The organism is Rhizobium sp. YTUHZ045 (genome assembly GCF_051124255.1).
Lineage (GTDB): Bacteria > Pseudomonadota > Alphaproteobacteria > Rhizobiales > Rhizobiaceae > Rhizobium.
Genome location: NZ_CP101432.1, coordinates 2,797,441 through 2,823,020 on the forward strand (window position 1 = coordinate 2,797,441; position 25,580 = coordinate 2,823,020).

Genomic DNA, 25,580 nt, shown 5'->3' on the forward strand with positions numbered 1-25,580 from the left:
CGCCCAAGACTGCAAATAGCAGAGTGCCGCCGCTTGCTTCCCATCCGAAATCAGTGACTTACTTAAAAGCGTGAATCGCAACGGGAGCTGAGATTTGGGCATCGCGTCACGCCTTAAAGAGGAGAAGTTCCTGGTCACCGCACTCGTCGTCGCGCTGACCGCCCACTTTCTGGAGCACGCGATTATGGAGATGGGGCGCGGCTTGGCGCTCGTCGCCGCCGCAGCACTCGTCGCCACCATCGTACTCGCCTCGATCCGCGTCGCCCATCATGCCGAACTGCTCGCCGTCAAGGTCGGTGATCCCTACGGCACGATGATCCTGACACTTTCGGCCCTCGCCGTCGAAGTCATCATTCTCGCTATCATGATGAGGGGCGAGAGCTCGCCAACCCTCGTGCGCGACACGATCTACTCGGCCCTGATGTTGGATATCAACGGCATCCTCGGTCTCGCAGCTCTCCTCGGCGGCCTCAAGCATGGGGAGCAGCCCTACAACGACAATTCGGGCAAGACCTACGGCGTGATGATCCTCACCGCCATGGGCATTTCGATGATCGTGCCGGAATTCGTGCCGAGCGATAAGTGGCACTATTATTCCGCCTTCACCATCATCGCGATGATCGCTCTCTACGGCCTCTTCCTGCGCATGCAGGTCGGCCAGCACAGCTATTTCTTCAGCTACAGCTACCCGCGCTCCGAGCGGAAGAAGGAAAGTCACCACGGACACGGCGCCGACGGACCGGCGGCCGCCTCGATCGCCACCATCCTCGTCGGCGTCGTCATTATCGGCATGCTGGCGGAATTTATGTCGGCCTTCATGACCGAAGGCCTGCGCGACAGCGGCACGCCGATCGCGGTCACGGCCGTCGTCGTCGCGGCGATTTCGGCCGCCCCCGAAATCCTGACCGCCTTGCGGGCGGCGCTCAAGAATCGAATGCAGGCGACCGTCAACATCGCCATGGGCGCCTCGCTATCGACGGTGATCCTGACTGTGCCCGTGATGGAGGCGATCGCACTCTATACCGGCCAGCCCTTCATCATGGCGATGACCCCGGTGCAGACGGTGATGGTGACGATCACCTTGATTGCCGCCGCGATCAACCTCAACGACGGCGAGACAAACGCCATCGAGGGCATGACACATTTCATCCTCTTCGCCACCTTCGTCATGCTGACGGCGCTGGGGCTCTGAGGCCTCCCTCCCCGCGGAGGAAGGGACGGAACAGGCTGTTTAGGCGGGCTGTTGGGCGAAGAGCAGGCGTTCACGGGCTGCGAACCATTCCTCGGCGTAATCGTCGTTCTTGTATTCCTCGAAATATGGCCCGCCATCGGTAAAATGGACGTTCTTGGCATCTTCGCGGTAGTCGTATTCATTGACGAGGTAATTCCACGTCACCGGTAATTCGCCGATGAGGTCTTCATTCTCCAGCCATTTGAACTGATGCAGTTGCAGCCCGGTCGCGGTATTGACGTATTCCGGCGTCAGCGCGCGGCATTCGTGATTGTTGAAGAGGATGAGGCTCGACCAGTTCTTCTTTTCGTACTTGGTCTGCGTCTGACCGAGGAACTTGGTGTCGATCTTCGGCCGGTAATCGTGTTTGACGCACATGACGGCGTAACGCTCGTCGCGCAATGCCCAAAGCTCGGCGATATCGGCACGCATCAGCATGTCGCAATCCATGAAGATGCTCCAGCCCTCGTAACCACTGAGATAGGGCGTCAGGAAACGCGAGAAGGAGAACTCAGTGGATTGCAGCGCGTTGCGTTGGCGAGTGAAAATCCTGCCAAGATTGGAGAGCGCAATGGGCGAGAACTCGACCGGGATCGACGACTTCTCGATGATGCTCTGCACGAGAACGTGGTAGGCGACCACTTCCTTGGGATCGAATCCCACAAATATTCGGACGTTCTGTTGTTCCATTGTCCACCTTGATCGCCAGCATCGGCAACAGCTTTCTTCGCCACCCACGCCTGTTAGCTAAGGCCTGCGATAGTCATCCCTTCGACTTTTCGAGAAAACGCTGCTTGCGGGTTTTCGGTTTGAACCGCCGAAAGAAATTATCGACGGCGCGGATGAATTTAGTGACGGACATCAGCCTGTCGATCTGGCTGTTCGTATTGTCGAGCCGCTCCGACAGGACCTCAGCCGCAGTCATCGCGATCTCGATCGGCGGCACCTCGGGAAACCGTTTGGCAAGCGCCGAATAGGGGCTGGCATCGACGCCGCCCATCATCGAGATCGAACCCATGCGCGCAAAGAGACGCAGGAAGATCTGCTCGAACGTCCAATCGTGAACGTCGAACACCTTCCACTTCTCGCTCCGCTTCGCCGAAAAGCCGGCAAGCAGGATCTTGCCCGGCAACTGCAGATCGGCGAGCCACAACGCGACCGCAAAGCCGCTCGTCGCGATCTTGCCGATCGGATAGAGATCGGCGAGCATTTGCGTCAGATCGAGGTGACGGGCTTTAGCGCCTTCGAAGCGGCTCTCCTCGCTGAAATTTTCCTCGACGGAGACCCGGATATTGACGACGCCGAGGAAATCGTCGCCGCCAAAGAAGCGCAAGACATCCCCTGTTTCGCGCCGGTGGACGATATGGGCGCCCATCACGTCGCTGCGGGCAACCAGCATGGAATGGCCGACGAAGGGTGCGTCGAGCACCTTATAGACCTTGTTGAAGAAGACGTAGAGCGCCGTCTCCGGCAATTCGCTCCGCAGCCGTTCGAGATCGACCGCCTCGCTATTTGCTACCAGCACGATATGGGAGTAGCCCGACAACAGCGCCTTCCAAGCGTCCGGCGTCAGGAAATCGAAGCCGCCATCCGGAGCGGTCGTAGCCTTGTTATCGCTGGGGATTGATTCCATATCGGCTCACATGCACTTTCCAAAGACGATGCGCTCGGCCCGCCCGACTAGCTGTTGCTGAAATAGGCGCGCATCCGGGCAAGCCGCGTCAGGCCGCCGATCTGCTTTCCCACATGCGAGAGGAAGCCCGCCACTCGGTCCGTCGTCGACGGTTGCCTGCAGAAGGACGTCCAGGCTGTGTTGCGAAGATCTTCGGCATAACGATTGGCCATCCGCCGGTGCACCCAGGGAACGTTCGCCTGCCACGGCTTCTTGCGGCCGGTAAAATGAAAGATGGCCGGCCGATCAACGAAAGGCAGCAGGCCCGTCTGCGTATTCCAGCGCGGATGGAGCACCAGCCAGTCGCCGTCGAAAGTGACGTTCAGCGCATCCTGGTCATTGTTCTCGAACAGGTGCGACCGCTGCTCGAAGATTTCCCGGGTTCTGGGGAAGAGCCCCCTCGCTCGGCAAGCCGACCAGTCGAACAGCAATACGCCGGCATTGAAGTAGCGGCCGCCCTCGCCCATGCCGATCTTGCGCTGGCGCGCGCCTGATTTCTCGGGAAAGGCCATGACATAGTCGTCAACGGCGGCAAGCGCCTTGCCTTGAAAATCAAGGGTGAAGAGTTCATCGACCGGCGCAACCGCCAGCACGTCGGCATCGAGATAAAGCAGGCGCTCGACATGGCCTGGTATATCCCGATCCATATAGAGCCGCGCCAGCGTGGCGGCGGACCAGCGGCCTCGCGCCTGGAGGCCGGCATCTGGCGTCTTATAGGGCAACACCCTGATCGCCATATCGTGAAGCCGCCCAAAATTATCGACCTCGGCGACCTCGTGCGGCTTGAGGTCGATGCCGAGAAGCAGGAACTCTACACCGGCATTCGTAAGATTGCGCTTGACGGAAAGCAGAGTGCAGCAGGCGGCCGGGAGCATGTTAACGTCAGAACAGACGATGACGGCACTCTGCTGCAAAATCCGGCCCCCCCGAAGCGGCAAATTGAACTTGATGCCGGATATCTAGTTGGTTTGGCGTCCGCCCGCAACCGCAGACAGCCCGTGCGACCGGCGCTCGCCCTCACGTTTTGAATCGAAATTCAAAGACTTGCGAGGCAAGGCTGAATCGATGCGGCAACGCGTTGAATCGGGATGTGAGCTATAACCGCAGCCAACGCATCAGCCCGAAACTCGTTTCCAATATCCGCCAATGCTGCAGGCAAAAAAAGGCCCGCCGTCACCGGCAGGCCTTCGATCGATGTTACCGCCGTCCGTGTTACTTGCAGGCCGCGCAGAAGCGCTGAATGCGGCGGCAGGCTTCTTCGAGAAGCATTTCCGATGTCGCATAGGAGATGCGGAAGTTCGGGCCGAGGCCAAAGGCCGAGCCATGAACGACGGCAACGCCTTCGGATTCCAGAAGCTCGGACACGAAATTCTCGTCCGTCTCGATGACCTTGCCCGACGGTGCCGTTTTGCCGATCAGGCCGGCGCAGGACGGATAGACGTAGAAGGCGCCCTCCGGCACTGGGCAGACGATACCCTTGGCTTGGTTCAGCATGGAGACGACGAGGTCGCGGCGACCTTCGAAGATCTTCTTGTTCGCCGGGATGAAGTCCTGGGTGCCGTTCAGCGCTTCGACAGCCGCCCACTGGGCGATCGACGTGGCACCCGAGGTCTGCTGACCCTGGATCATGTCCATGGCCTTGATGAGCTGGAGCGGGCCTGCGGCATAGCCGATACGCCAGCCGGTCATCGCATAGGCCTTGGAGACGCCGTTCATTGTCAGCGTGCGGTCATACAGGCTGGGCTCGACCTCCACGGGCGTGACGAATTTGAAGTCGCCATAGGTCAGGTGCTCGTACATGTCGTCGGTCAGCACCCAGACATGCGGATGCTTCATCAGCACATCGGTCAGCGCCTTCAGCTCGGCATGCGTATAGGCCGCGCCCGTCGGGTTGGACGGCGAGTTGAAAATGAACCACTTCGTCTTCGGCGTGATCGCCTTTTCGAGATCGGCAGGCTGGAGTTTGAAGTTATGCTCCTGGGTAGCCGAAACGAACACCGGCGTGCCGCCGCAGAGCGCCACCATCTCCGGATAGGACACCCAGTAGGGCGCTGGGATGACGACTTCATCGCCCGGGTTCAGCGTCGCCATGAAGGCGTTGAACAGGATCTGCTTGCCGCCGGTGCCGACGATCGTCTGTTCCCAGGAATATTCAAGGCCGTTCTCGCGCTTGAACTTGGCGGCGATCGCCTTGCGCAGCTCAGGGATGCCGGAAACCGGCGTATACTTCGTCTCGCCACGGTTGATCGCGTCGATGGCAGCTGTCTTGATATTGTCTGGCGTATCGAAATCCGGCTCGCCTGCGCCGAGGCCAATGACGTCGCGTCCTTTCGCTTTCAGCTCACGCGCTTTCTGGGAGACGGCGATGGTGGCTGAAGGCTTCACACGGGAAAGAGCATCGGCAAGGAAGGCCATGATATCGGTCCTATTGGTTGAAACGGGCAGAAAGCCGGGACCGGAGTTCTGCGGTTAGCTCTATGTCCAATGTATGACGGCATTTCAAGCGCAAAGGCGTGATGCCGGCAATGATTCTTATTGATCGTTTTGCCGCACTGGCAAACCGACCCGCTCTCCATTTCGGCGCGGCTTGCGGCGCACGGTCGAAGCGCTCCGCAGCCAAGCGCGCTTGCTGCGGGATTTAGCTCAGCCTAATCTTCCTCCCGATCCGATGCCGGCGCGTATCGGGCGTCAGGGAGGGCACGGTTAGAAATGACGGACGTCCGGGAATTGAACCACGCCGAAGCTCGGCAATATCAGTAGCAGACGACAGGCCAGGACATCGCTCGCCGCAACTACCTGAGCCTCGGTACGGCGATCCTGCCGCCACGAATAAGCCGTAACAAATGCAGCCCGCCGCCGCAATTCGGTCGCGAGGGCGCCGAGATCGAAGCTGCATCATTCGCTCATCCAAAATTGGTTATTGAGGGTAGGCCAATGTTTCTGGAAGATGAGTTCGCCATCGGGCGCATGCGCATGCGCCGGATCTCCATTTCATGTCTTGTCGCCATCACCGCCTTTGTCGCCTGCATCGCCGCGATGCTGGGACTTGCCTCCGCCGCTCGCGCCGAGACGCGGCAGGCATCCGGTCAGCTCGCCGCCTTTGTGCGGCCGAACGACGTCAATAGCGGTTCGCTGCTCTTTCCTTCGAAGGAGCCAGGCTTTTATGTCGAAGCGCCGCGGCTGAGGACCGACGTCGCAATCAATATCTCCGGCCCGATCGCCAGGGTGAAGGTGACCCAGCGCTTCCAGAACCCGAGCCAGGGCTGGGTCGAGGGCACCTACGTATTCCCGCTGCCCGACAATTCGGCCGTTGACGCGCTGAAGATGCAGATCGGCGAACGCTTCATCGAAGGCCAGATCAAGCCACGCCAGGAAGCCCGCGAGATCTATGAGCAGGCCAAGGCCGAGGGCAAGAAGACGGCGCTGCTCGAACAGCAGCGGCCGAACATCTTCACCAACCAGGTCGCCAATATCGGCCCCGGCGAAGAGATCGTCGTACAGATCGAATATCAGCAGACGGTCCATCAGTCCGGCGGTGAATTCTCGCTGCGTTTCCCGATGGTCGTCGCGCCGCGCTATAATCCGGCGCCGATCGTCCAAACCGTCGAGTTCAACAACGGCGCCGGCTTCGCAACGCCGAGCGACCCGGTGGAAAATCGGGAGAAGATCGAAGCCCCGGTGCTCGACCCTCGCGAGAATGCCAGGATCAACCCCGTCTCGCTGACCATCAACCTTGAGGCCGGCTTCCCGCTCGGTGAAGTCAAATCCTCATTCCACCACGTCGATATCGGACAGGACGGCGACCAGGCGAGAACGATCAGCCTGAAAGGAGACGCGGTTCCTGCCGACAAGGATTTCGAGCTCACCTGGAAAGCCGCTCCCGGCAAGACGCCAAGCGCCGGCCTGTTCCGCGAAGCGATTGACGGCAAGACCTACCTACTTGCCTTCATCACTCCGCCCACCGCGCCGGATGCTCCAGTACCGTCAAAACGCGAGGTGGTCTTCGTCATCGACAATTCCGGCTCGATGTCCGGCCAGTCGATCGAACAGGCAAGACAGAGCTTGGCGCTTGCCATCTCCAGGCTCAACCCCGAGGACCGCTTCAACGTCATCCGTTTCGACGATACGATGACCGATTATTTCAACGGCCTCGTCGCCGCCACCCCCGATAACCGCGAAAAGGCCATCGCTTATATCAGGAGCCTGAACGCCGATGGCGGCACGGAAATGCTGCCGGCGCTCGAGGACGCGCTGCGCAACCAAGGCCCGATCGCAAGCGGAGCGCTGCGCCAGGTCGTATTCCTGACGGATGGCGCGATCGGCAACGAACAGCAGCTCTTCCAGGAAATCACCGCGAGCCGCGGCGATGCCCGCGTCTTCACCGTCGGCATCGGCTCGGCGCCGAACACTTATTTCATGACCAAAGCCGCCGAGGTCGGCCGCGGCACCTTCACCCAGATCGGCTCGACCGATCAGGTGGCAAGCCGCATGAGCGAACTCTTCGCCAAGCTGCAGAACCCCGCCATGACCGATATCGCCGCGACCTTCGAAGGCATCGAAGCCGAGGATATCACGCCGAACCCGATGCCCGACCTCTATAGCGGCGAGCCTTTGGTTCTGACAGCGGAACTGCCGCAGGACAAGGCTGCCGGAAAGCTGCAGATCGTCGGCAAGACAGCCAACCAGCCCTGGCGCGTCGAGATGGATATCGCCAATGCCGCAGACGGCAACGGCATTTCCAAGCTCTGGGCGCGACGCAAGATCGACGATTTCGAGGCCCGCGCCTATGAGCGCCAGGATGCCGCCGCGCTCGACAAGGACATCGAGACGGTGGCGCTTGCCCACCACCTCGTCTCGCGCGTCACCAGCCTGGTCGCCGTCGACGTCACGCCGTCGCGACCGGCAAACGAGCCGATCGGCTCGGCGAAGCTGCCGCTCAACCTGCCCGAGGGCTGGGACTTCGGGAAGGTCTTCGGCGAAAATTCTGTCCCACCCGGCGGCGCAGAGCGCCACGGCGCAGCTGCGCCTGATGGAAGCGCCGAACCGCAACAGGCCGCAGCCGCAACACAGGCTTTCGCCGCGTCGCCCGAGATCGCCAACCTGATGGCCGCTGCACCAACGGCGAAAGCCGCCACGCTGATCGCACAGAAGAGTTCGACCGTGAACCTGCCGCAGACGGCGACGCGCGCCGACGAGCAGATCATGCGCGGGCTGACCATGCTGCTGCTAGCGCTGGCGGCGGCGAGCGGGCTCGCCATCTGGCGCCGCCGCCTCAAGGGTCTCATCATGGCCGGAGCCAAGCGCAATGGTTTCTAGCAACAATCAGGAAGCGGCCGAATTCGAGCCGCTTCCGACCTATCTGGAACTCGCCATGGCCGCCGCCACGGCGCACGACATGCCGAAGCCACGGAGGAGAAAGGGTTTCTTCCTCTGGCGTCTTTCGCCGATCGAAAAGACGATCGCCTTCGCCATCGCCGGTCTTGCCTTATATGGTCTGGCGCTGATCGGCGACGGTTTCCTGCTGAAGGCGAAGGCAGAAATCTCTCAGGTCCTGCTGAAGCGTGCTTTTGCCGCCGAACTGAGCGGCAAGGAGACGAAACCCTGGCCCTGGGCCGATTTCACCACGATGGCCAGGGTGCGTGCGCCGCGCCTCGGCAAGGAGGCGATCGTGCTTTCCGGCGCATCCGGCGAGGCGCTCGCCTTCGGCCCGGCCTGGCTCGCCAATACACCGCAGCCGGGCGACGAGGGCACCTCCGTCATCGCCGCCCATCGCGACACCCATTTTCGCTGGCTGCAGTATATAAGGCCGGGCGATACGATCGAAGTTACCCGCCGCGACGGTAAGCTATTGACCTTCAAGGCCGGCCAAGGCCGCATTGCCCCCTGGGACGCGAGCGGCATCGACCCCGCCTCCGATGGCCGACGCCTCGTACTAGCCACCTGCTGGCCCTTCGATGCGACCGAACGCGGGCCGCTGCGCTACATCCTCGAAGCCGAACTGGTCGATGGTAACGCGACCGGCTCCGTTCAACCGGCAAACACAAAGCCGTTATTACAGACAGACTGAGGCTTGAAGCTCTGCCCTGCCCACTCCACGTTCCGGGTGGAGAGACGAGGGGGAAGCAAATGACGAGAATATCCGCCTTCCATTTCGCCGCGACGCTGATTCTGTTTGGCGCCACATCGGCCAATGCGGCCGATAGCGTCAACACGCAGGGTCCTACGGTTCGCGTCGAAAAACTGGCCGGTGGTCTCGAACACCCCTGGGCGGTCGAAGTGTTGCCCGACGGCGCCTATCTCGTCACCGAGCGGCCGGGCCGCATACGTATCATCCGCAATGGCAAGCTTTCCGAGCCGATCGGCAACGTGCCCAAGGTCAATGCCCGCGGCCAGGGCGGTCTTATGGACCTGGCGCTTGCCCCGGACTTTGCCACGAGCAGAAAACTCTATTTCACCGCCGCCATCGCTGACAAACAGGGCTCCGGCACCGAGGCCTTCAGCGCGACGCTGTCTCCCGACGAAAAGAGGCTTCAGGCGGTCACGCCCATCTTTACCATGCGGCGCTTCACGTCAGGCAACATCCAATATGGCGCGCGCATCGCGATCGCCCGCGATGGCACGCTGTTCATCAGCGTCGGCGACCGCGGCGACCGCGACCGCTCGCAGGATTGGCAGGACGATGCCGGCTCGATCGTCCACATCAATGCCGACGGCAGCATCCCCGCCGACAATCCGTTCAAGGACGGCGGCAAGGCGCTGCCGGAGATCTGGTCGAAGGGCCACCGCAACCCGCAAGGCATCACCTTCGATGCGAAGGACGGCAAGCTCTACACCGTCGAACATGGCGCACGCGGCGGCGACGAGATCAATCAGATCGAAGCGGGCAAGAATTATGGTTGGCCGATCATCACCTACGGCCGTGACTATTCAGGCGCCGAGATCGGCGAAGGCACCGCCAAAAAAGGGCTGGAGCAGCCGCTGCACTATTGGGATCCTTCGATCGCGCCCGGCGCGCTCGCTGTCTATCGCGGCGCCATGTTCCCGGAATGGGACGGCGACTTCCTCGTCGCGGCGCTGAAATTCCAGCTGCTCTCGCGCATGCAGCGCGACGAGAGCGGCGCCTTCATCGCCGAGGAGCGCTTGTTCGAGGGCGACTACGGCCGCATCCGCGACGTCATTGTAGCGCCCGACGGCGCGCTGCTGATGCTGACGGACGAGGACGACGGCGCGCTGCTCAGGGTCTCGCGCGCTCAGGCCAACAACGGTTGAGCGGTCACAGCGCGCCGCGCAATTCCTTGCGAATGACGAATTTCAGCCCGGACCAGATCTCGTCGACTGCGCAGACCTTGACATCGACCAGGCCCGTTGGCAGCAGGATCTCCCGCAGCACATCCTCGGTGATATCGGTGGGCACGCGTGAGCTCTTCTTCGGCCAGGAGATCCAGATCATGCCGTTGGGCTTCAGGACCCGGAACAGCGTCGGTGCCGCCGCATCCAACACTACGCGGTCAGTCACAAATAGATGGACATAATCGAGCGCCCGCAAAAGAGTCTCGGGAAGCAGGCGGATAACCGACGCAAAACCGCCGAAACCATTGATGTCATCGATCGTTTCGGGAACACCGAGAAGAGCGGCAGCCTGCCCATGCGCAAGCCCGAGCTTCCTGGCCAGCGGCGTACCGGAATAGCCTGCCATTCCGGATACCGCCATACCGCTCGCCGGCGTCTGTTTTTCGCGTTGCATCCCTCCACCTCCGCCATCAGCGCCAAGTCTTCGCCCTTGCCTAGAGGAAAGGCAACTGCTAACCGCTCGAACAGATCTCCCTTCCTCATCGAGGACGACATGACGCGCATTCAGGCGAACCTCCTCCTGTTGCTTGCAGCCGCCATCTGGGGCGGCGGCTTCGTCGCGCAGTCGACGGCGATGAAGGCGATCGGCCCCTTCTGGTTCATCGCCTTACGTTTTGCCGTCGCCACATTGGCCGTCTTGCCTTTTGTTCTTCTGGAAGTGCGCAAGGCAGAGGTGAAAACCAGCGCGCGCCATGCCAAGCTCTATATCCTCACCGGCCTTGCCCTTTTCAGCGGCGCCGCCACCCAGCAGGTCGGCCTGCAGACGACGACGGTGACGAATTCCAGCTTTATCACCGGCCTCTATGTCGTCTTCGTGCCGCTCATTGCCGTGTTCTTCCTGCGCCGTGCCCCGCATTGGATCATCTGGCCGGGCGCGCTGATGGCGCTCGCCGGCATCTATCTCCTGTCCGGCGGTCATCTCTCGGCGCTCACCTCAGGCGATCTCCTGACCGTGGCCTGCGCCGCCTTCTGGGCGATCCAGATCACCCTTGCCGGCATGACCGTCTCCGAGAGCGGAAGGCCGCTCGCGCTGGCCGCCACGCAATTTGCCGTCACCACGGCCTGCGCGTTGGCCGTTGCCGCAGCGGTCGAACCGATCAGCCTTTCGGCGATTTTGGCCGCAGGACCTGAGATCCTTTATGTCGGCATCTTCTCGTCCGGCTTGGCCTTCGTGCTGCAGGTGATTGCCCAGCGCTACACGACTCCGTCGCAGGCGGCGATCTTCCTTTCGTCCGAAGCGCTCTTCGGCGCATCGCTCGCAGCCCTGATTCTCGGTGAGTCGATGCCGGCCACCGGATATACAGGTTGCGCGCTAATGTTTATCGCTATGCTTGTAGTCGAGATCGTGCCCGGCTTTGCTCGCCGCCGCCTGTCAGCCGCCTGAACATGCGTCCAAATATGGGTGGACGCCGAATTCAAAAAAATTTTTAGGGAACTCGCTAGCCCGTTTACGTTGTATTTTTGGCAAAATCTGCCCGAAAATTACATTGCGGGCGATATAAATCGTTAATCATCTCCCATTCACGACGGAAATTTTGCGTTTTGCGCAAACCAGACGCGGGCAGCAGTGTGCCCGGAAGGACACGTTAAAAAACTTTTGCTTGCCAAAATCCCTTAAACGCAGCACTCTCAGCGCGTTCGGGCATTTTGCGAGCATGGGAAGTCCTTAAGTATTTGCGCGCCGGGAACGCTAATATTCCGGTCAGCCGGTTCCAAACAAAGCAGGCGAAAGTCCTGCTTGGAGCAGGCCGAGGTAGAGGGGACCTTTTTCTCAAATTTCAAGACTTGCCTGCCAACGCCTCCCGCAAGGAGGCAATGCTATGATGCTGCCCGTGTGGATGGCGGGCAGAGAGAAAAGGACCTGACGCATGGCCGAGACTGGCACTGTAAAATTCTTTAATACCGACAAGGGCTTCGGCTTCATCAAGCCGGACCGGGGCGGCGCCGATATCTTCGTTCACATTTCTGCCGTACAGGCCTCTGGGCTGGCCGGTTTGACGGAAAACCAGAAGGTAAGCTTCGACACGGAGCCGGATCGCCGCGGCAAGGGCCCCAAGGCCGTCAATCTGCAGATTGCCGGCTGAGCCCTTAACAAGGCTGTCGAATTCGAGTTGAAGCCCGGCAGCAATGCCGGGTTTTGTCGTTCAGCCTTCGTTCAGCCAGGAATCTTTAGGACTGACACCATCGAGAAGGAACCGGCGTTCGGTTTCCGAGATTAGGACTTGATGCTTATGAACAGGCTCGCCAAAACTCTTCTGCTGACGGCAACGGCTGCCGCGCTTTCTTTCTCCGTCATCGGCGAGGCCTCGGCCGGTGACCACCACTGGCGCCATCATCACAACAACGATGCCCTCGTCGGTGGCGCTGTCGGTCTCGCCACCGGTTTGATTGTCGGCTCGGCTATCGCCAACGCCAATAATGGCCCTGTTTATGACGAACCCCGCTACATCGACCCGCCGTACGAGCCAGAATATTACGAGCCGGCTCCGGTCTATCGCGCTCCGCGCCGCCTCTATGTCGAGCAGCCGCAATATGTTGAACAGCCTAGATATTATGCGCCTGCGCGCGCGTCGGTGGAGCCCTGGTCACCGCAATGGGAGCGTTATTGCTCCTACCGCTACCGCTCCTTCGATCCCCGCAGCGGCACCTATATCGGCAATGATGGCCGCAGTCACTTCTGCACCGCCGGCTGATCTGCCAACACGTCATCGCGAAGCGCCGCTCTCCAGCGGCGCTTTTGTTTTTGCCTCGTTCAGCCCGCCTTCTTCTCCCAGGGCATCGCCCGCAACTCGGCATCCGGCTCGAAATCGGTCGAGACGCTGACCGCGCGCCATGCCCGATCGGCCTCGATGCGTGCCGCATCCGCCTTCTCGACATTGCGCACAGCATCGCTGCCGAGGAGCAACCGGAGCGGCGGTTGGTCGAGACCGGCAATGTGAATGACGACGGCGGCCGCTTTGGCAGGATCGCCAGGTTGACGGCCGTCATATTCACGCTGGAAGCGCACCGTGGCGCCGACCGTTTCCGCATAGTCCGCGCGCCCTTCGGCCAGCACCGTCGAAGCACCGGCGAAATCAGTTCTGAAACCGCCGGGTTCGACCACTGTCACCTTGATGCCGAATGGCGCGACTTCCTTAGACAACACCTCCGAAAAGCCCTCGACTGCAAATTTGGCTGCCGAATAGGCGCCACGTCCGGCCGGTCCGATACGGCCGCCGACGGATGAGAACTGGATGATATGGCCCGCACCCTGTTCGCGCATCAGGGCGATCACCGCCTTGGTCATGATAACAGTACCGAAGAGGTTGGTCTCGACCTGGGCTCGGAAATCGGCGAGGCTGGTATCCTCGATCGGACTGACATTGCCGTAGCCGGCATTGTTGACAAGCACGTCGATACGGCCGAACCGCTTCACGCCAGCTTCCACCGCGGCAGTTGCCGCTTCCTCGTCGGTCACGTCGAGCGCCAGCGTCAGCACCTGATTGCCATATTGTTCGGAAAGATCCGCAAGCCGGGCAGGATCGCGCGCCGTCGCCACCAGATTGTCGCCGGCGGCCAGAACCGCCTCCGCCAGCGCCCGGCCGAGACCACGCGAACTGCCTGTAATCAACCACACCTTCGACATCGGAAACCTCTCCTTGATTGGTTCCCCGAGCATGTAGGTCCTATTGTTCCCGATCGAAAGAAGGTACCAGAATGATCTATACACACCTCGAGGTAACTGAAGTGGCCGGCGACATATTCGATTTCTGCTGCAACATGACTGACGAGCAGGATGCACGGGCGCGCGCCTTGATAGAACGGGCGGCGGCGAAATGGCCACTGCGCATCCTGCACGCACTATCGGATGCCGGCGCACCCTTACGCTTCTCGCGCCTCATGGAGCGGATCGAGGGCATCAGCCAGAAAGTGCTGACGCAGACGCTGCGCACCCTCGAAAGCGACGGCCTCATTATTCGCACCCTCTATCCCGAGATTCCACCGCGCGTTGAATATGAATTGACGCCGCTTGGCCGCGACCTCCTCATGCAGGTCGTCACTCTCTGGCGTTGGATCGTGGAGCGCCTGGATGAGTTCGATTCGCGCAAGGCCGTGAAGCTGACGGCAACGGACAATTAGGCCGGAATACGGATCGTTGCCCGTAAGCCCCCGAGCGGGCTGTCGCCCAGCGTGACGTTGCCGCCATGGCTGCGGGCAATATCGCGGGCAATCGCAAGACCGAGGCCGGTGCCGGATGCATCCAGGTTGCGCGCTGCGTCCAGCCGGAAGAACGGCTTGAACACGTCCTCGCGATTCTTTTCCGGAATGCCCGGCCCGTCATCGTCGAAGATAACAGTCAGCCATTTGGCATTGTGCTTGGCCTCGATGTCGAGCCTATTGGCATAACGGCGCGCGTTCGAGGCAAGGTTGGTGACGAGACGCGTGAACGCATTCGGCCTGACGGAAATGTCGTCGTCGCCTTCGATCGTATAGCTGAACTGCTTACGATGCAGGACGAAATCGGATTCCAGCTTGGCGAAGATCTCGCTGAGCTTCAGCTCGCCGACATCCTCTTCGACCTCGCCGCGGGCGAAGGCCATGTAGGCCTCCAGCATCGTCTGCATATCATTGACGTCGTCGTTCAGGCCATGCAGGTCGGGATTGTCGCCGGCGAGCGCCAGTTGCAGCTTGAAGCGGGTGAGAATGGTGCGCAAATCATGGCTGACGCCGGAAAGCATCGCCGTACGCTGCTCGATCTGCCGCTCGATGCGTTCACGCATCAGAATGAAGGCAAGGCCGGCGCGCCTGACCTCGTCGGCGCCTCGCGGATAGAAATTGTCGGGCTTCTGCCCTTTGCCGAAGCTTTCGGCAGCCCGCGCCAGCATCAGGATCGGCCGGATCTGCCCGCGCAGGAAGAGAATCGAAATGCCGATCAGCACCAGCGACGTGCCGACCATCCAGACGATGAAGATGTGGGTGTTGGAGGCATAGGTCTGACTGCGTTTGGCCAGCACCCGCAGGATCTTGTTCTCGAGCTTGATCCGGATTTCGACGAGGTTCGAGTTGCCAACCGTGTCGATCCAGAAAGGCCGGTGAATCTCGTCGGTGATCTCATCGCTGAGGATGCCGTCAAGGATCGAGAAGAAGGGCTTGACGCGCGGCGGCGGCAGATCGCCGTCCGGCTCAATTGAAATCTGCAGGTTAAGCTGATCGCGCGCGATGCGGATGATCTCGCTATAGTCGGAATTCTGCGGATAGGTCTCGACGATCTCGATGATGGCGGCGATGTCGCGGGTGACGGCGAGCGACAGGCGCTCGGTCACCATTTGCCAGTGACGCTCCATGAAGACGGCGGCGACGACGGATTGCAGCAGCACCATCGGGATGATGATGATCAGCAGCGAGCGCGCGTAGAGCCCGGTGGGCAATCGGCGCCGCAGCCAGCGGACGATCCAGCGCCAACCCGCCGCCGGAGCGCGGTCTTCCCGCCGCAAACTGTCCATTGTCACCATCGTCGGTCCCGGCCGTTCAGAGCGCGATACGGGAAAGTGTGAACCGTCCTCCGCATCATGCTCCACTTCTCAAATCTAGTCGATGCTCAGCCTGTATCCGATGCCGCGCACCGTCTGCAGCCAGACGGGATTGGCCGGATCCTCCTCGATCTTGCGCCTGAGCCGGTTGATCTGCACGTCGATCGTCCGCTCGCCGACCTCTGTGTCATTGCCGATCAGTTCGTGACGGGGGATGGTGTCACCGGCGCGGCGCGCAAAGAGCAGCATGATTTCCTGTTCGCGATCGGTAAGCCGGATCACCTCGCTGGCTTTCTTCAGCTCTTTGCGGGTCAGGGAGAAAGTGTAGGGCCCAAACATGACCTGTTCGATCTTCAGCCCCTCACCGTTGGCGTTGCGGCGCAGGATATTGTTGATGCGCAGAACCAGCTCGCGCGGATCGAAGGGTTTGGAGAGATAATCGTCGGCGCCGGCCTCAAGGCCTTCGATGCGATTGCCCGATTCCGCCAGCGCCGTCAGCATGATAATCGGCACGTTCTTGATGGCGCGAAGCCCGCGGGTGACGTCGATGCCGGATTCGCCCGGCATCATCACATCCATGATGATGAGATCGAAATCGAGACCGGCAAGTTTGCGCTGCGCCTCGGCGCCGTCGGCCGCGACAGTGACGCGAAAGCCGTTCTCTGCGAGATAGCGATTGAGCAGCGCGCGGATACGGGAGTCATCGTCGACCACCAGCAGATGCGCCGCATCGTCGGAAATACCTGTCTTGACCGCCATTCACTCCGCCTTCTTTCTATCCCGCATGCCTCCAAGGAAGGCCTTCACGCCCTCCCTCACCTGTGCAGAGGCTCCTTCGAATGCCCGCTCAATGCGGCGCGATTGCGGCTCTGCAAGGGCAAGCGCCAGCTCGCGCCCCGATTTCGTCGGATAAAGCTTGCGCTGCCGCCGATCCTCAGGACCGGCCACCTGGCGAATATAGCCCGAATCGATCAGCTGTTTCAGCACCCTTGCAAGACTCTGCTTGGTGATCTTCAGTGTGTCGAGAAGATCAGCAACCGTCATGCCGGGATTGCGGTTGACGAAATGCACGACGCGGTGGTGCGCCCGTCCGAAGCCGCTCTTTTCGAGGATGGCGTCGGGATCGGAAACGAAGTCGCGATAGGCGAAGAAGAATAGTTCGATGATCTCGAAATCGATACCACCTGTATCCTCCATCGGCGTGGCCAACGGCTCCGGCTTGCCTGCTTTGGGACCGGTCTGTCGTGACACTCCACATTTCCTTTCTCGTTGCGCGCGTTGCGGGAAACTTCCGCATACATAGGTCAGCATTATTGACGTAAATTTACGCGGCTGCCAGCTTCACCGAACTTCGTGGGAGCCCGAGCTTATTTCGCAATTTCCCTGATATTTCTTTGGTAACCAAGGTCCGCCCGGAACTTCCGACGCAATAAGCAATTCCCCCGACGTCTTGGATAAAACGTAATGGGGACAACAATCAACAGGCATGGCGAGTGAAGCCCCGGCGGAGGTTTCGAATGGCTTCAAAGGCGGGACGAGGATTGCGCGAACGAGGCGGCCTGCCGACCGCCTCCTTTCATAGTTGCCGATGATCTTATTGATAGACGTAGACAATCCGGCGCGTACCTGGATCGACGAGGACGGGCCGGTCGTTGATCCTTGTGTAGCGATATTCGTAATCCGGAATGGTCTGGAAAGTCACGTCGGCAGGCACTTCCGCGCCGACGACCACATCGCCGCCAAGCCGCACCGTCTCGGTCGGATTGGTCTCGATATAGGTCCGCACCGTCTCCGGCGGAGTGATCGTTTCGACGGCTCCAACCGGCCCGATCAATTCATCGCCCGGCGCCGGTTGCGGGTCGGCCGGGACAACGCTGGCAGTCGACTCGTAGGTCACCACGGGAACGCCGATCTCGGCGCGATGCTGCTCGACGATAACCTGGTTGCCGCCGTAGTCCATCTGCAGATAATCCGCATAAACCCAGCCGCGCATGCCGTTGACGTCGACACGGCACCAGCGGCTGCCTTCGATGCAGCCGTCGAGCACCGCGGTCGAACCGCGGGTGGCAAGGCCGACTGCCGGATATTGCGGGCCTGGACCTGCGCGGACGTTGAGATCGTTGACCGTGGTCGCCACCATCTCCGCCTGCGCCAGACCGCCGCTCGCCAGGAGCACGGCTCCAGCCAACAGGATGTTTCTCTTCAAGGTCATGTGAGCGTCTCCTTGGTTTCGATGGCCGGACAACGCGCTGCGTTCCACGATGTTCCGACGCGCCCCGCCGGGGCAAAACGCCCCCTACAGATACGCCCTCCCAAGCGATTGAAAGTTAGAATAAAATTTGATTTCGTCGACGCGTCGAACGGCGGAAGAGACCTATAAACTTGTGTTGCAGTCGGTCTTGCTGCCGTGAAACACGCGTCAAAGCAGAAGATTTGGGCTGTCCTCGCCGCCGTTTCGGACTATACCCTGAGCACCCGAGACACCCAAGCGAGGCACTTATGGGCATGCTCCAGGCCGGCATCATTCCGGTGACACCCTTTCAGCAGAACTGCACGGTCTTCTTCGATCCCGATACCCAGGAAGGCGTCGTCGTCGATCCGGGCGGCGACGTGCCGCTTATCCTTCAGGCGATTGAGAAAAGCGGCCTGACCATCAAGGAAATCTGGCTGACGCACGGTCATCTCGACCATGCCGGCGGCGCCGGGGAGTTGAAGGAAGCCCTCGGCGTCGACATAGTCGGCCCGCATCAGGATGACCTGCCGCTGCTGCAGCGCATCGAGACCCAGGCCGCGACGTACGGCATATCAGGATTGCGCAATGTGCTGCCGGATCGCTGGCTGAAGAACGGCGACCAGGTCTCCTTCGGCGCCCACGAATTCGAGGTCTATCACACGCCCGGCCATGCCCCTGGCCACGTGATCTATTTCAACCGCGCACAGAATTTCGCCCATCTCGGCGACGTGCTCTTCAACGGCTCGATCGGCCGCACCGACCTGCCGGGCGGCAATCATCAGCAGCTGTTGGATTCGATCCGCGACAAGGTCCTGCCGCTTGGCGACGACGTCGGCTTTATCTGCGGCCATGGGCCCGGCAGCCGCATCGGTGACGAACGGCGAAGGAATCCGTATCTGCAGGAAATCAAGCCTCGTTGAGCATCCGATGCAGACACCTGAGGCACCCGGCAAAATGATGTGAGCCCATGCTCACATCATCTTCCTGCCGTTCGGCACCGGCTGTTCGACCGCCGCAAGCACGATCGCGCCATTCTCGTCCTCGAATCCCAGCGTCAGCACTTCCGAACGGAACGGACCGATCTGCCGGGGCGGGAAATTGACGACGCCGAACACCTGCCGGCCGATCAGAGTTTCCGGCGTATAATGCACGGTGATCTGTGCCGAGGATTTCTTGATACCGATCTGAGGGCCAAAATCGATGATCAGCTTGAAAGCCGGCTTGCGCGCCTCCGGAAAAGGGCTGGCTTCGATGATCGTACCAACACGGATGTCGACACGCTCGAAATCGGCGTAGCTGATCTCTTCCGCCATGTGCATCTCCGTCAGCCGGCCAGTTCCTCGGCCCGCTTGCGCGCTGCCGCAAGCGCCTTATCGAATAGGGGCTGCATGCCGTTCTCCGCCATCAGCACGGCGAGCGCCGCCGCCGTCGTGCCGCCGGGAGACGTCACATTCTGCCGCAGCCGCGAAGCATCGTCGGGGGACTGGTGCAAGAGTTCACCAGCCCCCGCGACCGTTTCCCGCGCAAGACGCATGGCGAGGTCCGCCTGCAGGCCGAGCTTTCGGCCTGCCTCCGCCATACATTCGACGAGATAGAATACATAAGCCGGGCCGCTGCCGGAAAGCGCCGTCACGGCATCGATATCGGCCTCCGCAGGCACCCATTCGACCGGGCCGGAGACGCTGAGAAGGGCATGGACGCGTTTGCGTTGCGGATCGCTGACTCCTGAATTGGCAAAGGCCCCGGTCACACCGCGGCCGACCATAGCCGGCGTGTTCGGCATGGCTCGCACCATGGCAGCTTTGCCGAGATGTTTTTCAAGAAAACCGAGCGTCTTGCCGGCTGCCACCGAGACGACGACCGTCGCCGGCCCGACGGCGCTCTTCACATCAGGCAACACCGTCTCCATCACCTGCGGCTTGACTGCGAGAAACAAAACGCTCGCCTTCAATTCCGTAGGGATCGCGGTCAGATGCGTCGCGCCGGCTTCCTTGATCGTCGCCAGCATCGCCGATGAAGGGCCTGGATCCACAACAATGACGGCGGAGCCCGGAACGCCGCTCTTCAGCCAGCCGGAGAGCATGGCTCCGCCCATGTTTCCGGCGCCGATCAGTACGACGGGACTTGCCGGGGAGAACGCCTTCGCCGGCATCTTATGCCTCGCCTACCGTTTCGAACAGCACGGCTTCCATCGCCTTCGCCGCGTCCATGCCGGACCAGACAACGAACTGGAATGCCTGGAAATAGGCTTCGCATGTGTCGAGCGCACTGGAAAGCAGCACCTCTACCTGGCGATTGGTCGGCTCCGCGCCCCCTGCAAGCAGCAGCGACTGCCTGAAGATGACGACATCTTCCTGACGCCAGAGATCGAAATGACCCATCAGGACCTGCCCGTTGATCGCCGAGAGCAGTTTGACCACCTCGTTGACCCTGATGTCGGGGACTTTGATATCGAAAGCGCAGCCAAGATGCAGCGCCTCGAATTCCTCCATCCAGGAAAAGGAAACATGATAGTCCGCCCAGCGTCCCTCGACCGTCATCGCGATCTCGTCCTCGCCGGACCGCTCGAACGACCAGTCGTTGTTGGAGGCCACGTACTCGATCATATCGACCGGGTTCGACTGACGCTCGACTTCCAATTCCATCAGGTTCATGCAGCACCTTCTTGACCGGAACGAATGCGGCTTAGCTTGGGATACGAACACAAGAAAGACACACGCAATACCGGAAACCACCATCGGATGATCGTTGAACCGCTGCCAGACTTAACGCAGATAACCTGCCCGGAGCTTACCAAGTCGCTTCGAATCATCATTTAAAATCAGTGTATAATGACCCTTGCCACCTGCCAGCCCCCAGAAGGGAAAATAGGGCAGGCCTGCTGTGGAAAGCACTTCGAAACTCAATTCAGAAGGGAGAATAAGCGACTCTGCGTATTGGCTTTTTTGGCAGTGTCCACAGGTGGAAAACTCACCTGGAATTTTTTGTGACAGATGCGGCGTGTGGCATGAAGGCAACGCCGCATCTGCACCTAGCTGGATTTAGTGGCCCTCGCCGGCGAGCTTCGCCTCCAACGCCGCGATACGGGCGGCAAGCGCCTCGTTTTCATCGCGCGCCTTGATCGCCATCTCTCGCACGGCCTCGAATTCCTCGCGCTTGACGACGTCCATGCTGTTCAGCCAACGCTCGGCCTGGGCGTTGAAAGCCGTCTCGATCTCCTTGCGGACGCCCTGCGCGGCCCCTGCCGCATCGGTCATCAGCTTGGCGAACTCGTCCATGATGCGGTTCGTTCCGGTCGTCATGGCGTTTTTCTCCCTTCGCATAAGGTGAATTCAGCCCTTCGGGGCCTCGAAGATTGAGGTAGGGCTTCGCCACCCGCGATGCAAGCGCTTTGCGCGGGATAGCCTTATCCTGAAGCGGGCAGCCGAGGCGCGATCACGAACAATGCACTTGACCGTCCGGGATCGCGGCGGCATGTTCCGCCGACCTCAACGGATGGGAAAACCTTGCCGACAGCAGCCAATCTCCTTGCGATCATGCCTTTCCCGGACATCGATCCGATCGCTTTTTCGATCGGTCCGTTGGCGATTCACTGGTACGGCCTGGCATACGTCGCCGGCATCCTGCTTGGCTGGGCCTATGCGCGCCGCCTCGCCGCCAACGACAGCCTCTGGCCCGGCAATAGATCGCCGATGACGAAGACGCAGCTCGACGATTTCATCGTCTGGGCCGCCCTCGGCGTCGTGCTCGGTGGCCGTCTCGGCTATATCTTCTTCTATGACCTCTCCGCTGTCCTGCGCGATCCCATCCGCGCAGTCGAAATCTGGAACGGCGGCATGTCCTTCCACGGCGGCCTGACTGGCACGACGATTGCCATGATCATCTTTGCTCGCCGCAATGCCATTCCGATCTGGAGCCTGTTCGATATCGTCGCCGCCGTCGTTCCCTTCGGCCTGTTCTTTGGCCGCATCGCCAATTTCATCAACGGTGAGCTCTGGGGCCGGCTCACCGACGTCCCCTGGGCCGTTGTTTTCCCGACCGGCGGCCCCTTCGCCCGCCATCCGAGCCAGCTCTACGAGGCCGGCCTTGAGGGCATTGTTCTGCTCCTGGTGCTTGCCGCCCTCGTCTACGGCATGCGTGTGCTGAAAAGCCCTGGCTTCATCACGGGCGTCTTCGTCTGCGGTTATGCACTGTCGCGCATCTTCGTCGAGTTCTTCCGAGAGCCGGACGCCCAGCTCGGTTACCTCCTCGGCACGAACTGGCTGACCATGGGTATGGTCCTCTCCTCCCCGATGATCCTGCTCGGCCTCTGGGCGATCCTGCGGGCCCGCCGCCAGGCCGCGCCGCAGCTCTAAACCGGCAGGACGCGCGACATGACCACCGCTCTAGGCGAAAAGATCAAGGCGATCATCCAGGCCAACGGCCCGATCAGCGTCACCGACTATTTCTCGCTCTGCCTCGCCGATCCCGAGCACGGCTATTACCGCACCCGAGAACCCTTCGGCCGGTCCGGCGATTTTGTCACCGCGCCCGAAGTCAGCCAGATCTTCGGCGAGATGATCGGCGTCTTCGTCGTCCATGCCTGGCAGCGCCACGGCACGCCGGCAGATGTGCGCCTTGTCGAGATCGGGCCTGGCCGCGGCACGATGATGGCGGATATGCTGCGTGTCATCGCCCGCATCGCCCCGCCGCTCTTTGACACGATGAGCGTGCATCTCGTCGAAACCAGCGAGCGCCTGCGCGACGTCCAGAGCCAGACACTCGAAGCTTATGGCGAAAGGATCGCGTGGCACGGTGGCTTCGATGAGGTCCCGCCCGGCTTCACGCTGATTGCCGCCAACGAATTGTTCGACGCGATCCCGATCCGGCAGTTCGTCCGCACGCAAACGGGTTTCCGCGAGCGCATGATCGGGCTTGACGCCGATGGCGAACTGACCTTTGCCGCAGGTGTCGCGGGCCTCGATCCTGCCCTACTGCCGGAACCGGTGCAGAACCTGCCGCTCGGCACGCTATTTGAGATCTCACCCGCCCGCCAGGCCGTGATGATGGCGATTTGCGAGCGGCTGCGCGCCTTCGGCGGCACGGCGCTGGTCGTCGACTACGGCCATCTCGTCACCGGCTTCGGCGATACGCTGCAGGCGGTTCGCATGCATGAATTCGACCCGCCGCTCGCCCATCCCGGCGAAGCTGACCTGACGAGCCATGTCGATTTCCAGCAGCTCGCCGAGACGGCACTGACGGCCGGCCTCCACCTGAACGGCGCCCTGCACCAGGGTGACTTTCTGACCGGCCTCGGCATTCTCGAACGCGCCGCAGCCCTCGGGCGTGACCGCGAGCCGCAGACCCAGCAGGTCATTCAATCGGCGGTCGACAGGCTTGCCGGCGCCGGTGAGGGCCGGATGGGTGAACTCTTCAAGGTGATGGCGGTCTCCCATCCTGCCGTCGATCTCATGCCCTTTCGCCCGGTGGATTGACAGGGCGCACGCGGCTGAGCCAACATCCGCGAAACAGGAACTTGAAGCGCGCCGCAGACGCGATGCGCTCGGGACAAAACAAACCCCTCGAAAACCCGGAATTACAGATGCAGGACGCGGCCTCTCCCGCACCGATCCAAAGCCCGCTGCTGAACGAAGCGACGGGCGGCACCATCCGCCACGGTTATTTCACCCGGGCCGGCGGTGTTTCCGAAGGGATCTATCGCGGTCTCAATGTCGGCCTCGGCTCCGACGACGAGCGCGGGAACGTCATGGAAAACCGCCGCCGCGTCGCCGCCTGGTTCGACCTGCCGCTCGAGCGGCTGGCAACTGTTCATCAGGTGCATTCGCCCGACGTCGTGACGATTGGCGCCGATTACGACGGCGCCCGCCCCGACGCGGACGCGATGGTGACGGCAGTTCCCGGCATTGCCCTTGGCGTGCTGGCCGCCGATTGCGGTCCGGTCCTCTTTGCCGACCCCGAAAATCGCGTCATCGGCGCCGCCCATGCCGGCTGGAAGGGCGCGCTGACCGGTGTTCTCGAAAACACCATTGCGGCCATGGAAGCCCTGGGGGCCGATCGCGCCAGCATACTGGCCTGCCTCGGCCCCTCGATCAGTCAGGCGAGTTACGAGGTCGGGCCGGAATTCGTCGATCGCTTCGTCGCCGAAAATCCGGACTACGAACGCTTTTTCAAGCCGTCCGCAACGCCGGGCCGCGCCATGTTCGATCTACCGGCGCTGACGATCGACAGGCTGACGCGGGCTGGTGTCCAGGCCGAAAACCTCGGGCTCTGCACCTATCCGGATAGCGAGCGCTTCTTTTCCTATCGCAGGACGACACATCGCAACGAGCCGGACTACGGCCGCCAGATTTCAGCGATATCAATCAGGGAGACTTGAGCAGAATGGCACTGCATTTCGAAAAGGCCGAGTTCGCAAGCCGGCTGGCACGCCTCACCGAGAAGATGAAGGAAGAAAAGCTCGATGCCCTGCTGCTCTTCGCCCAGGAAAGCATGTATTGGCTGACCGGCTATGACACCTTCGGCTACTGCTTTTTCCAGACGCTGGTCGTCAAGAGCGACGGCACGATGGCGCTGATCACCCGCTCGGCCGATCTCCGCCAGGCCAAACACACCTCGATCCTCGAAGACATCCACATCTGGGTCGACAGGGTCAATGCCGATCCGACGCTCGACCTGAAGAACCTCCTGGTCGAGATGGATCTGCTCGGCGCCCGCATCGGGGTGGAATATGATACGCACGGCATGACCGGCCGCATCGCCCGCCTGCTCGACGCGCAGTTGACCACTTTCGGCCAGATCGTCGACGCCTCCTATCTCGTCAGCCGTCTTCGTCTCGTCAAGAGCCCGACGGAGGTCGCCTATGTCGAGCGCGCTGCCGCTCTCGCGGACGACGCGCTCGACGCCGCAATTCGGCTAACGAAACCGGGCGCCGACGAGGCCGATATCCTCGCCGCCATGCAGGGTGCGGTCTTTTCCGGCGGCGGCGATTATCCCGCCAACGAGTTCATCATCGGCTCCGCTGCCGACGCCCTGCTCTGCCGCTACAAGGCCGGCCGCCGCAAGCTCGACGCCAACGACCAGCTGACGCTGGAATGGGCCGGCACCTATGCGCATTATCATGCCGCCATGATGCGCACGCTCGTCATCGGCGAGCCGATGCAACGCCATCGAGAGCTCTACAATGCCTGCCGCGAAACCATTGAGGCGATCGAGACCGTGCTGAAGCCCGGCCACACCTTCGGCGACGTCTTCGACATCCATGCCAGGATCATGGACGAGCGTGGCCTTGCCCGACACCGGCTGAATGCTTGCGGTTATTCGCTCGGCGCCCGCTTCTCGCCCTCCTGGATGGAGCACCAGATGTTCCATGTCGGCAATCCGCAGCCGATCGAGCCGAACATGTCGCTCTTCGTGCACATGATCATTGCCGATTCCGATACCGGCACGGCAATGACGCTCGGACAGACCTACCTGACGACGGCGGATGCGCCGCGCACACTTTCCCGTCATTCGCTCGATTTCATCGGCCTTTGAAGACCGGGACTGACCGGTGAGAATCCGGAATTGACAGAGGACCATCCCCGC

27 protein-coding genes are annotated in these 25,580 nt (G+C 61.3%); 13 read left to right on the plus strand and 14 right to left on the minus strand.

What is annotated here, in order from left to right; translation table 11 throughout:
* Nucleotides 1–94: 94 nt before the first annotated feature.
* Nucleotides 95–1,192, plus strand: coding sequence for a calcium:proton antiporter (locus NMA58_RS14095; RefSeq protein WP_434710701.1), 1,098 nt, complete (start codon nucleotides 95–97; stop codon nucleotides 1,190–1,192).
* Nucleotides 1,193–1,231: 39 nt separating this feature from the next.
* Here NMA58_RS14095 and NMA58_RS14100 read toward each other — a convergent pair whose 3' ends face one another.
* The 4 genes from NMA58_RS14100 to NMA58_RS14115 form a co-directional block, all read right to left on the minus strand.
* Nucleotides 1,232–1,921, minus strand: coding sequence for a glycosyltransferase (locus NMA58_RS14100; RefSeq protein ID WP_434710703.1), 690 nt, complete (start codon nucleotides 1,919–1,921; stop codon nucleotides 1,232–1,234).
* Nucleotides 1,922–1,994: 73 nt separating this feature from the next.
* Complete coding sequence (locus NMA58_RS14105) at nucleotides 1,995–2,864, minus strand: 3-deoxy-manno-octulosonate cytidylyltransferase (protein ID WP_434710705.1); 870 nt, start codon at nucleotides 2,862–2,864, stop codon at nucleotides 1,995–1,997.
* 47 nt (nucleotides 2,865–2,911) lie between these two features.
* Nucleotides 2,912–3,817, minus strand: coding sequence for a glycosyltransferase family 8 protein (locus NMA58_RS14110; RefSeq protein WP_434710707.1), 906 nt, complete (start codon nucleotides 3,815–3,817; stop codon nucleotides 2,912–2,914).
* A gap of 298 nt (nucleotides 3,818–4,115) precedes the next feature.
* Nucleotides 4,116–5,318 (minus strand): pyridoxal phosphate-dependent aminotransferase, encoded by a 1,203-nt coding sequence (locus tag NMA58_RS14115; protein ID WP_434710709.1) that lies wholly within the window; start codon nucleotides 5,316–5,318, stop codon nucleotides 4,116–4,118.
* A 519-nt stretch (nucleotides 5,319–5,837) separates the two neighbouring features.
* Here NMA58_RS14115 and NMA58_RS14120 point away from each other — a divergent pair.
* The 3 genes from NMA58_RS14120 to NMA58_RS14130 are packed head-to-tail and all read left to right on the plus strand — an operon-like array spanning nucleotide 5,838 to nucleotide 10,172.
* Entirely contained in the window at nucleotides 5,838–8,219 is a 2,382-nt protein-coding gene (locus NMA58_RS14120; RefSeq protein ID WP_434710711.1) for a marine proteobacterial sortase target protein, read from the plus strand.
* A complete protein-coding gene (locus NMA58_RS14125) occupies nucleotides 8,209–8,970 on the plus strand; it encodes a class GN sortase (protein ID WP_430960342.1) in 762 nt (253 codons plus the stop codon). The genes NMA58_RS14120 and NMA58_RS14125 overlap by 11 nt, the downstream gene beginning before the upstream one ends.
* A gap of 59 nt (nucleotides 8,971–9,029) precedes the next feature.
* Nucleotides 9,030–10,172: a PQQ-dependent sugar dehydrogenase gene (locus NMA58_RS14130; protein ID WP_434710713.1), complete on the plus strand. Its 1,143-nt coding sequence runs from the start codon at nucleotides 9,030–9,032 to the stop codon at nucleotides 10,170–10,172.
* A gap of 4 nt (nucleotides 10,173–10,176) precedes the next feature.
* On the opposite strand, the gene NMA58_RS14135 is transcribed toward NMA58_RS14130, so the two are convergent.
* Nucleotides 10,177–10,647 (minus strand): DUF3052 domain-containing protein, encoded by a 471-nt coding sequence (locus tag NMA58_RS14135; protein ID WP_434710715.1) that lies wholly within the window; start codon nucleotides 10,645–10,647, stop codon nucleotides 10,177–10,179.
* Between the two features lie 99 nt (nucleotides 10,648–10,746).
* Here NMA58_RS14135 and NMA58_RS14140 point away from each other — a divergent pair, with 99 nt between their 5' ends.
* The 3 genes from NMA58_RS14140 (at nucleotide 10,747) to NMA58_RS14150 (ending at nucleotide 12,946) form a co-directional block, all read left to right on the plus strand.
* On the plus strand, nucleotides 10,747–11,637 hold the full coding sequence (locus NMA58_RS14140; RefSeq protein WP_434710717.1) for a DMT family transporter: 891 nt from the start codon (nucleotides 10,747–10,749) through the stop codon (nucleotides 11,635–11,637).
* A 484-nt stretch (nucleotides 11,638–12,121) separates the two neighbouring features.
* On the plus strand, nucleotides 12,122–12,337 hold the full coding sequence (locus NMA58_RS14145; RefSeq protein WP_003561293.1) for a cold-shock protein: 216 nt from the start codon (nucleotides 12,122–12,124) through the stop codon (nucleotides 12,335–12,337).
* A 147-nt stretch (nucleotides 12,338–12,484) separates the two neighbouring features.
* A complete protein-coding gene (locus NMA58_RS14150) occupies nucleotides 12,485–12,946 on the plus strand; it encodes a BA14K family protein (protein ID WP_434710725.1) in 462 nt (153 codons plus the stop codon).
* A 59-nt stretch (nucleotides 12,947–13,005) separates the two neighbouring features.
* Here NMA58_RS14150 and NMA58_RS14155 read toward each other — a convergent pair whose 3' ends face one another.
* The gene (locus NMA58_RS14155; RefSeq protein WP_434710727.1) at nucleotides 13,006–13,878 is read right to left on the minus strand and encodes an oxidoreductase; all 873 of its coding nucleotides are present in this window, start codon (nucleotides 13,876–13,878) and stop codon (nucleotides 13,006–13,008) included.
* Between the two features lie 71 nt (nucleotides 13,879–13,949).
* On the opposite strand from NMA58_RS14155, the gene NMA58_RS14160 reads away from it, so the two are divergent.
* On the plus strand, nucleotides 13,950–14,372 hold the full coding sequence (locus NMA58_RS14160; protein ID WP_097596933.1) for a winged helix-turn-helix transcriptional regulator: 423 nt from the start codon (nucleotides 13,950–13,952) through the stop codon (nucleotides 14,370–14,372).
* Here NMA58_RS14160 and NMA58_RS14165 read toward each other — a convergent pair.
* The 4 genes from NMA58_RS14165 to NMA58_RS14180 all read right to left on the minus strand — a co-directional run bounded on the left by NMA58_RS14165 (nucleotide 14,369) and on the right by NMA58_RS14180 (nucleotide 17,975).
* Entirely contained in the window at nucleotides 14,369–15,745 is a 1,377-nt protein-coding gene (locus NMA58_RS14165) for an ATP-binding protein (protein ID WP_097596934.1), read from the minus strand. The genes NMA58_RS14160 and NMA58_RS14165 overlap by 4 nt on opposite strands.
* A 75-nt stretch (nucleotides 15,746–15,820) precedes the next feature.
* Nucleotides 15,821–16,522, minus strand: a complete 702-nt coding sequence (locus tag NMA58_RS14170; RefSeq protein WP_011426251.1) for a response regulator — start codon at nucleotides 16,520–16,522, stop codon at nucleotides 15,821–15,823.
* The gene (locus NMA58_RS14175; RefSeq protein WP_434710730.1) at nucleotides 16,523–17,014 is read right to left on the minus strand and encodes a MarR family winged helix-turn-helix transcriptional regulator; all 492 of its coding nucleotides are present in this window, start codon (nucleotides 17,012–17,014) and stop codon (nucleotides 16,523–16,525) included.
* Nucleotides 17,015–17,357: 343 nt separating this feature from the next.
* Nucleotides 17,358–17,975, minus strand: a complete 618-nt coding sequence (locus NMA58_RS14180; RefSeq protein ID WP_011426253.1) for a DUF1236 domain-containing protein — start codon at nucleotides 17,973–17,975, stop codon at nucleotides 17,358–17,360.
* Between the two features lie 287 nt (nucleotides 17,976–18,262).
* On the opposite strand from NMA58_RS14180, the gene NMA58_RS14185 reads away from it, so the two are divergent.
* Nucleotides 18,263–18,916: an MBL fold metallo-hydrolase gene (locus NMA58_RS14185; RefSeq protein ID WP_434710732.1), complete on the plus strand. Its 654-nt coding sequence runs from the start codon at nucleotides 18,263–18,265 to the stop codon at nucleotides 18,914–18,916.
* A gap of 51 nt (nucleotides 18,917–18,967) precedes the next feature.
* Here the strand turns inward: NMA58_RS14185 and NMA58_RS14190 are convergent, their stop codons facing one another.
* The 4 genes from NMA58_RS14190 to NMA58_RS14205 form a co-directional block, all read right to left on the minus strand.
* Entirely contained in the window at nucleotides 18,968–19,309 is a 342-nt protein-coding gene (locus NMA58_RS14190; RefSeq protein WP_434710734.1) for a tRNA-binding protein, read from the minus strand.
* 11 nt (nucleotides 19,310–19,320) lie between these two features.
* On the minus strand, nucleotides 19,321–20,148 hold the full coding sequence (proC, locus tag NMA58_RS14195) for a pyrroline-5-carboxylate reductase (protein WP_430960334.1): 828 nt from the start codon (nucleotides 20,146–20,148) through the stop codon (nucleotides 19,321–19,323).
* A gap of 1 nt (nucleotide 20,149) precedes the next feature.
* Nucleotides 20,150–20,650, minus strand: a complete 501-nt coding sequence (locus tag NMA58_RS14200) for a YbjN domain-containing protein (protein WP_004680153.1) — start codon at nucleotides 20,648–20,650, stop codon at nucleotides 20,150–20,152.
* A 387-nt stretch (nucleotides 20,651–21,037) separates the two neighbouring features.
* On the minus strand, nucleotides 21,038–21,298 hold the full coding sequence (locus NMA58_RS14205) for an accessory factor UbiK family protein (RefSeq protein ID WP_009997186.1): 261 nt from the start codon (nucleotides 21,296–21,298) through the stop codon (nucleotides 21,038–21,040).
* 204 nt (nucleotides 21,299–21,502) lie between these two features.
* Here NMA58_RS14205 and lgt point away from each other — a divergent pair, with 204 nt between their 5' ends.
* The 4 genes from lgt (at nucleotide 21,503) to NMA58_RS14225 (ending at nucleotide 25,529) form a co-directional block, all read left to right on the plus strand.
* The gene (lgt, locus tag NMA58_RS14210) at nucleotides 21,503–22,351 is read left to right on the plus strand and encodes a prolipoprotein diacylglyceryl transferase (protein WP_434710738.1); all 849 of its coding nucleotides are present in this window, start codon (nucleotides 21,503–21,505) and stop codon (nucleotides 22,349–22,351) included.
* An 18-nt stretch (nucleotides 22,352–22,369) separates the two neighbouring features.
* Nucleotides 22,370–23,470 (plus strand): class I SAM-dependent methyltransferase, encoded by a 1,101-nt coding sequence (locus tag NMA58_RS14215; protein WP_434710740.1) that lies wholly within the window; start codon nucleotides 22,370–22,372, stop codon nucleotides 23,468–23,470.
* A gap of 107 nt (nucleotides 23,471–23,577) precedes the next feature.
* Nucleotides 23,578–24,372 (plus strand): peptidoglycan editing factor PgeF, encoded by a 795-nt coding sequence (pgeF, locus tag NMA58_RS14220; RefSeq protein WP_434710742.1) that lies wholly within the window; start codon nucleotides 23,578–23,580, stop codon nucleotides 24,370–24,372.
* A 5-nt stretch (nucleotides 24,373–24,377) separates the two neighbouring features.
* Complete coding sequence (locus NMA58_RS14225) at nucleotides 24,378–25,529, plus strand: M24 family metallopeptidase (RefSeq protein ID WP_434710744.1); 1,152 nt, start codon at nucleotides 24,378–24,380, stop codon at nucleotides 25,527–25,529.
* Nucleotides 25,530–25,580 lie beyond the last annotated feature (51 nt).

Excerpts from the sequence above, each read along its gene's own strand:
- NMA58_RS14140 (WP_434710717.1), top strand. The coding sequence starts at position 10,747 with ATGACGCGCATTCAGGCGAACCTCCTCCTGTTGCTTGCAGCCGCCATC.
- NMA58_RS14100 (WP_434710703.1), bottom strand. The coding sequence starts at position 1,921 with ATGGAACAACAGAACGTCCGAATATTTGTGGGATTCGATCCCAAGGAA.
- NMA58_RS14170 (WP_011426251.1), bottom strand. The coding sequence starts at position 16,522 with ATGGCGGTCAAGACAGGTATTTCCGACGATGCGGCGCATCTGCTGGTG.
- NMA58_RS14105 (WP_434710705.1), bottom strand. The coding sequence starts at position 2,864 with ATGGAATCAATCCCCAGCGATAACAAGGCTACGACCGCTCCGGATGGC.
- NMA58_RS14130 (WP_434710713.1), top strand. The coding sequence starts at position 9,030 with ATGACGAGAATATCCGCCTTCCATTTCGCCGCGACGCTGATTCTGTTT.
- NMA58_RS14165 (WP_097596934.1), bottom strand. The coding sequence starts at position 15,745 with ATGGTGACAATGGACAGTTTGCGGCGGGAAGACCGCGCTCCGGCGGCG.
- NMA58_RS14225 (WP_434710744.1), top strand. The coding sequence starts at position 24,378 with ATGGCACTGCATTTCGAAAAGGCCGAGTTCGCAAGCCGGCTGGCACGC.
- NMA58_RS14200 (WP_004680153.1), bottom strand. The coding sequence starts at position 20,650 with ATGAACCTGATGGAATTGGAAGTCGAGCGTCAGTCGAACCCGGTCGAT.
- NMA58_RS14145 (WP_003561293.1), top strand. The coding sequence starts at position 12,122 with ATGGCCGAGACTGGCACTGTAAAATTCTTTAATACCGACAAGGGCTTC.
- NMA58_RS14155 (WP_434710727.1), bottom strand. The coding sequence starts at position 13,878 with ATGTCGAAGGTGTGGTTGATTACAGGCAGTTCGCGTGGTCTCGGCCGG.
- NMA58_RS14205 (WP_009997186.1), bottom strand. The coding sequence starts at position 21,298 with ATGACGACCGGAACGAACCGCATCATGGACGAGTTCGCCAAGCTGATG.
- NMA58_RS14120 (WP_434710711.1), top strand. The coding sequence starts at position 5,838 with ATGTTTCTGGAAGATGAGTTCGCCATCGGGCGCATGCGCATGCGCCGG.
- NMA58_RS14135 (WP_434710715.1), bottom strand. The coding sequence starts at position 10,647 with ATGCAACGCGAAAAACAGACGCCGGCGAGCGGTATGGCGGTATCCGGA.
- NMA58_RS14160 (WP_097596933.1), top strand. The coding sequence starts at position 13,950 with ATGATCTATACACACCTCGAGGTAACTGAAGTGGCCGGCGACATATTC.
- NMA58_RS14150 (WP_434710725.1), top strand. The coding sequence starts at position 12,485 with ATGAACAGGCTCGCCAAAACTCTTCTGCTGACGGCAACGGCTGCCGCG.
- NMA58_RS14125 (WP_430960342.1), top strand. The coding sequence starts at position 8,209 with ATGGTTTCTAGCAACAATCAGGAAGCGGCCGAATTCGAGCCGCTTCCG.
- NMA58_RS14215 (WP_434710740.1), top strand. The coding sequence starts at position 22,370 with ATGACCACCGCTCTAGGCGAAAAGATCAAGGCGATCATCCAGGCCAAC.
- NMA58_RS14185 (WP_434710732.1), top strand. The coding sequence starts at position 18,263 with ATGGGCATGCTCCAGGCCGGCATCATTCCGGTGACACCCTTTCAGCAG.
- NMA58_RS14180 (WP_011426253.1), bottom strand. The coding sequence starts at position 17,975 with ATGACCTTGAAGAGAAACATCCTGTTGGCTGGAGCCGTGCTCCTGGCG.
- NMA58_RS14190 (WP_434710734.1), bottom strand. The coding sequence starts at position 19,309 with ATGGCGGAAGAGATCAGCTACGCCGATTTCGAGCGTGTCGACATCCGT.
- pgeF (WP_434710742.1), top strand. The coding sequence starts at position 23,578 with ATGCAGGACGCGGCCTCTCCCGCACCGATCCAAAGCCCGCTGCTGAAC.
- NMA58_RS14115 (WP_434710709.1), bottom strand. The coding sequence starts at position 5,318 with ATGGCCTTCCTTGCCGATGCTCTTTCCCGTGTGAAGCCTTCAGCCACC.
- proC (WP_430960334.1), bottom strand. The coding sequence starts at position 20,148 with ATGCCGGCGAAGGCGTTCTCCCCGGCAAGTCCCGTCGTACTGATCGGC.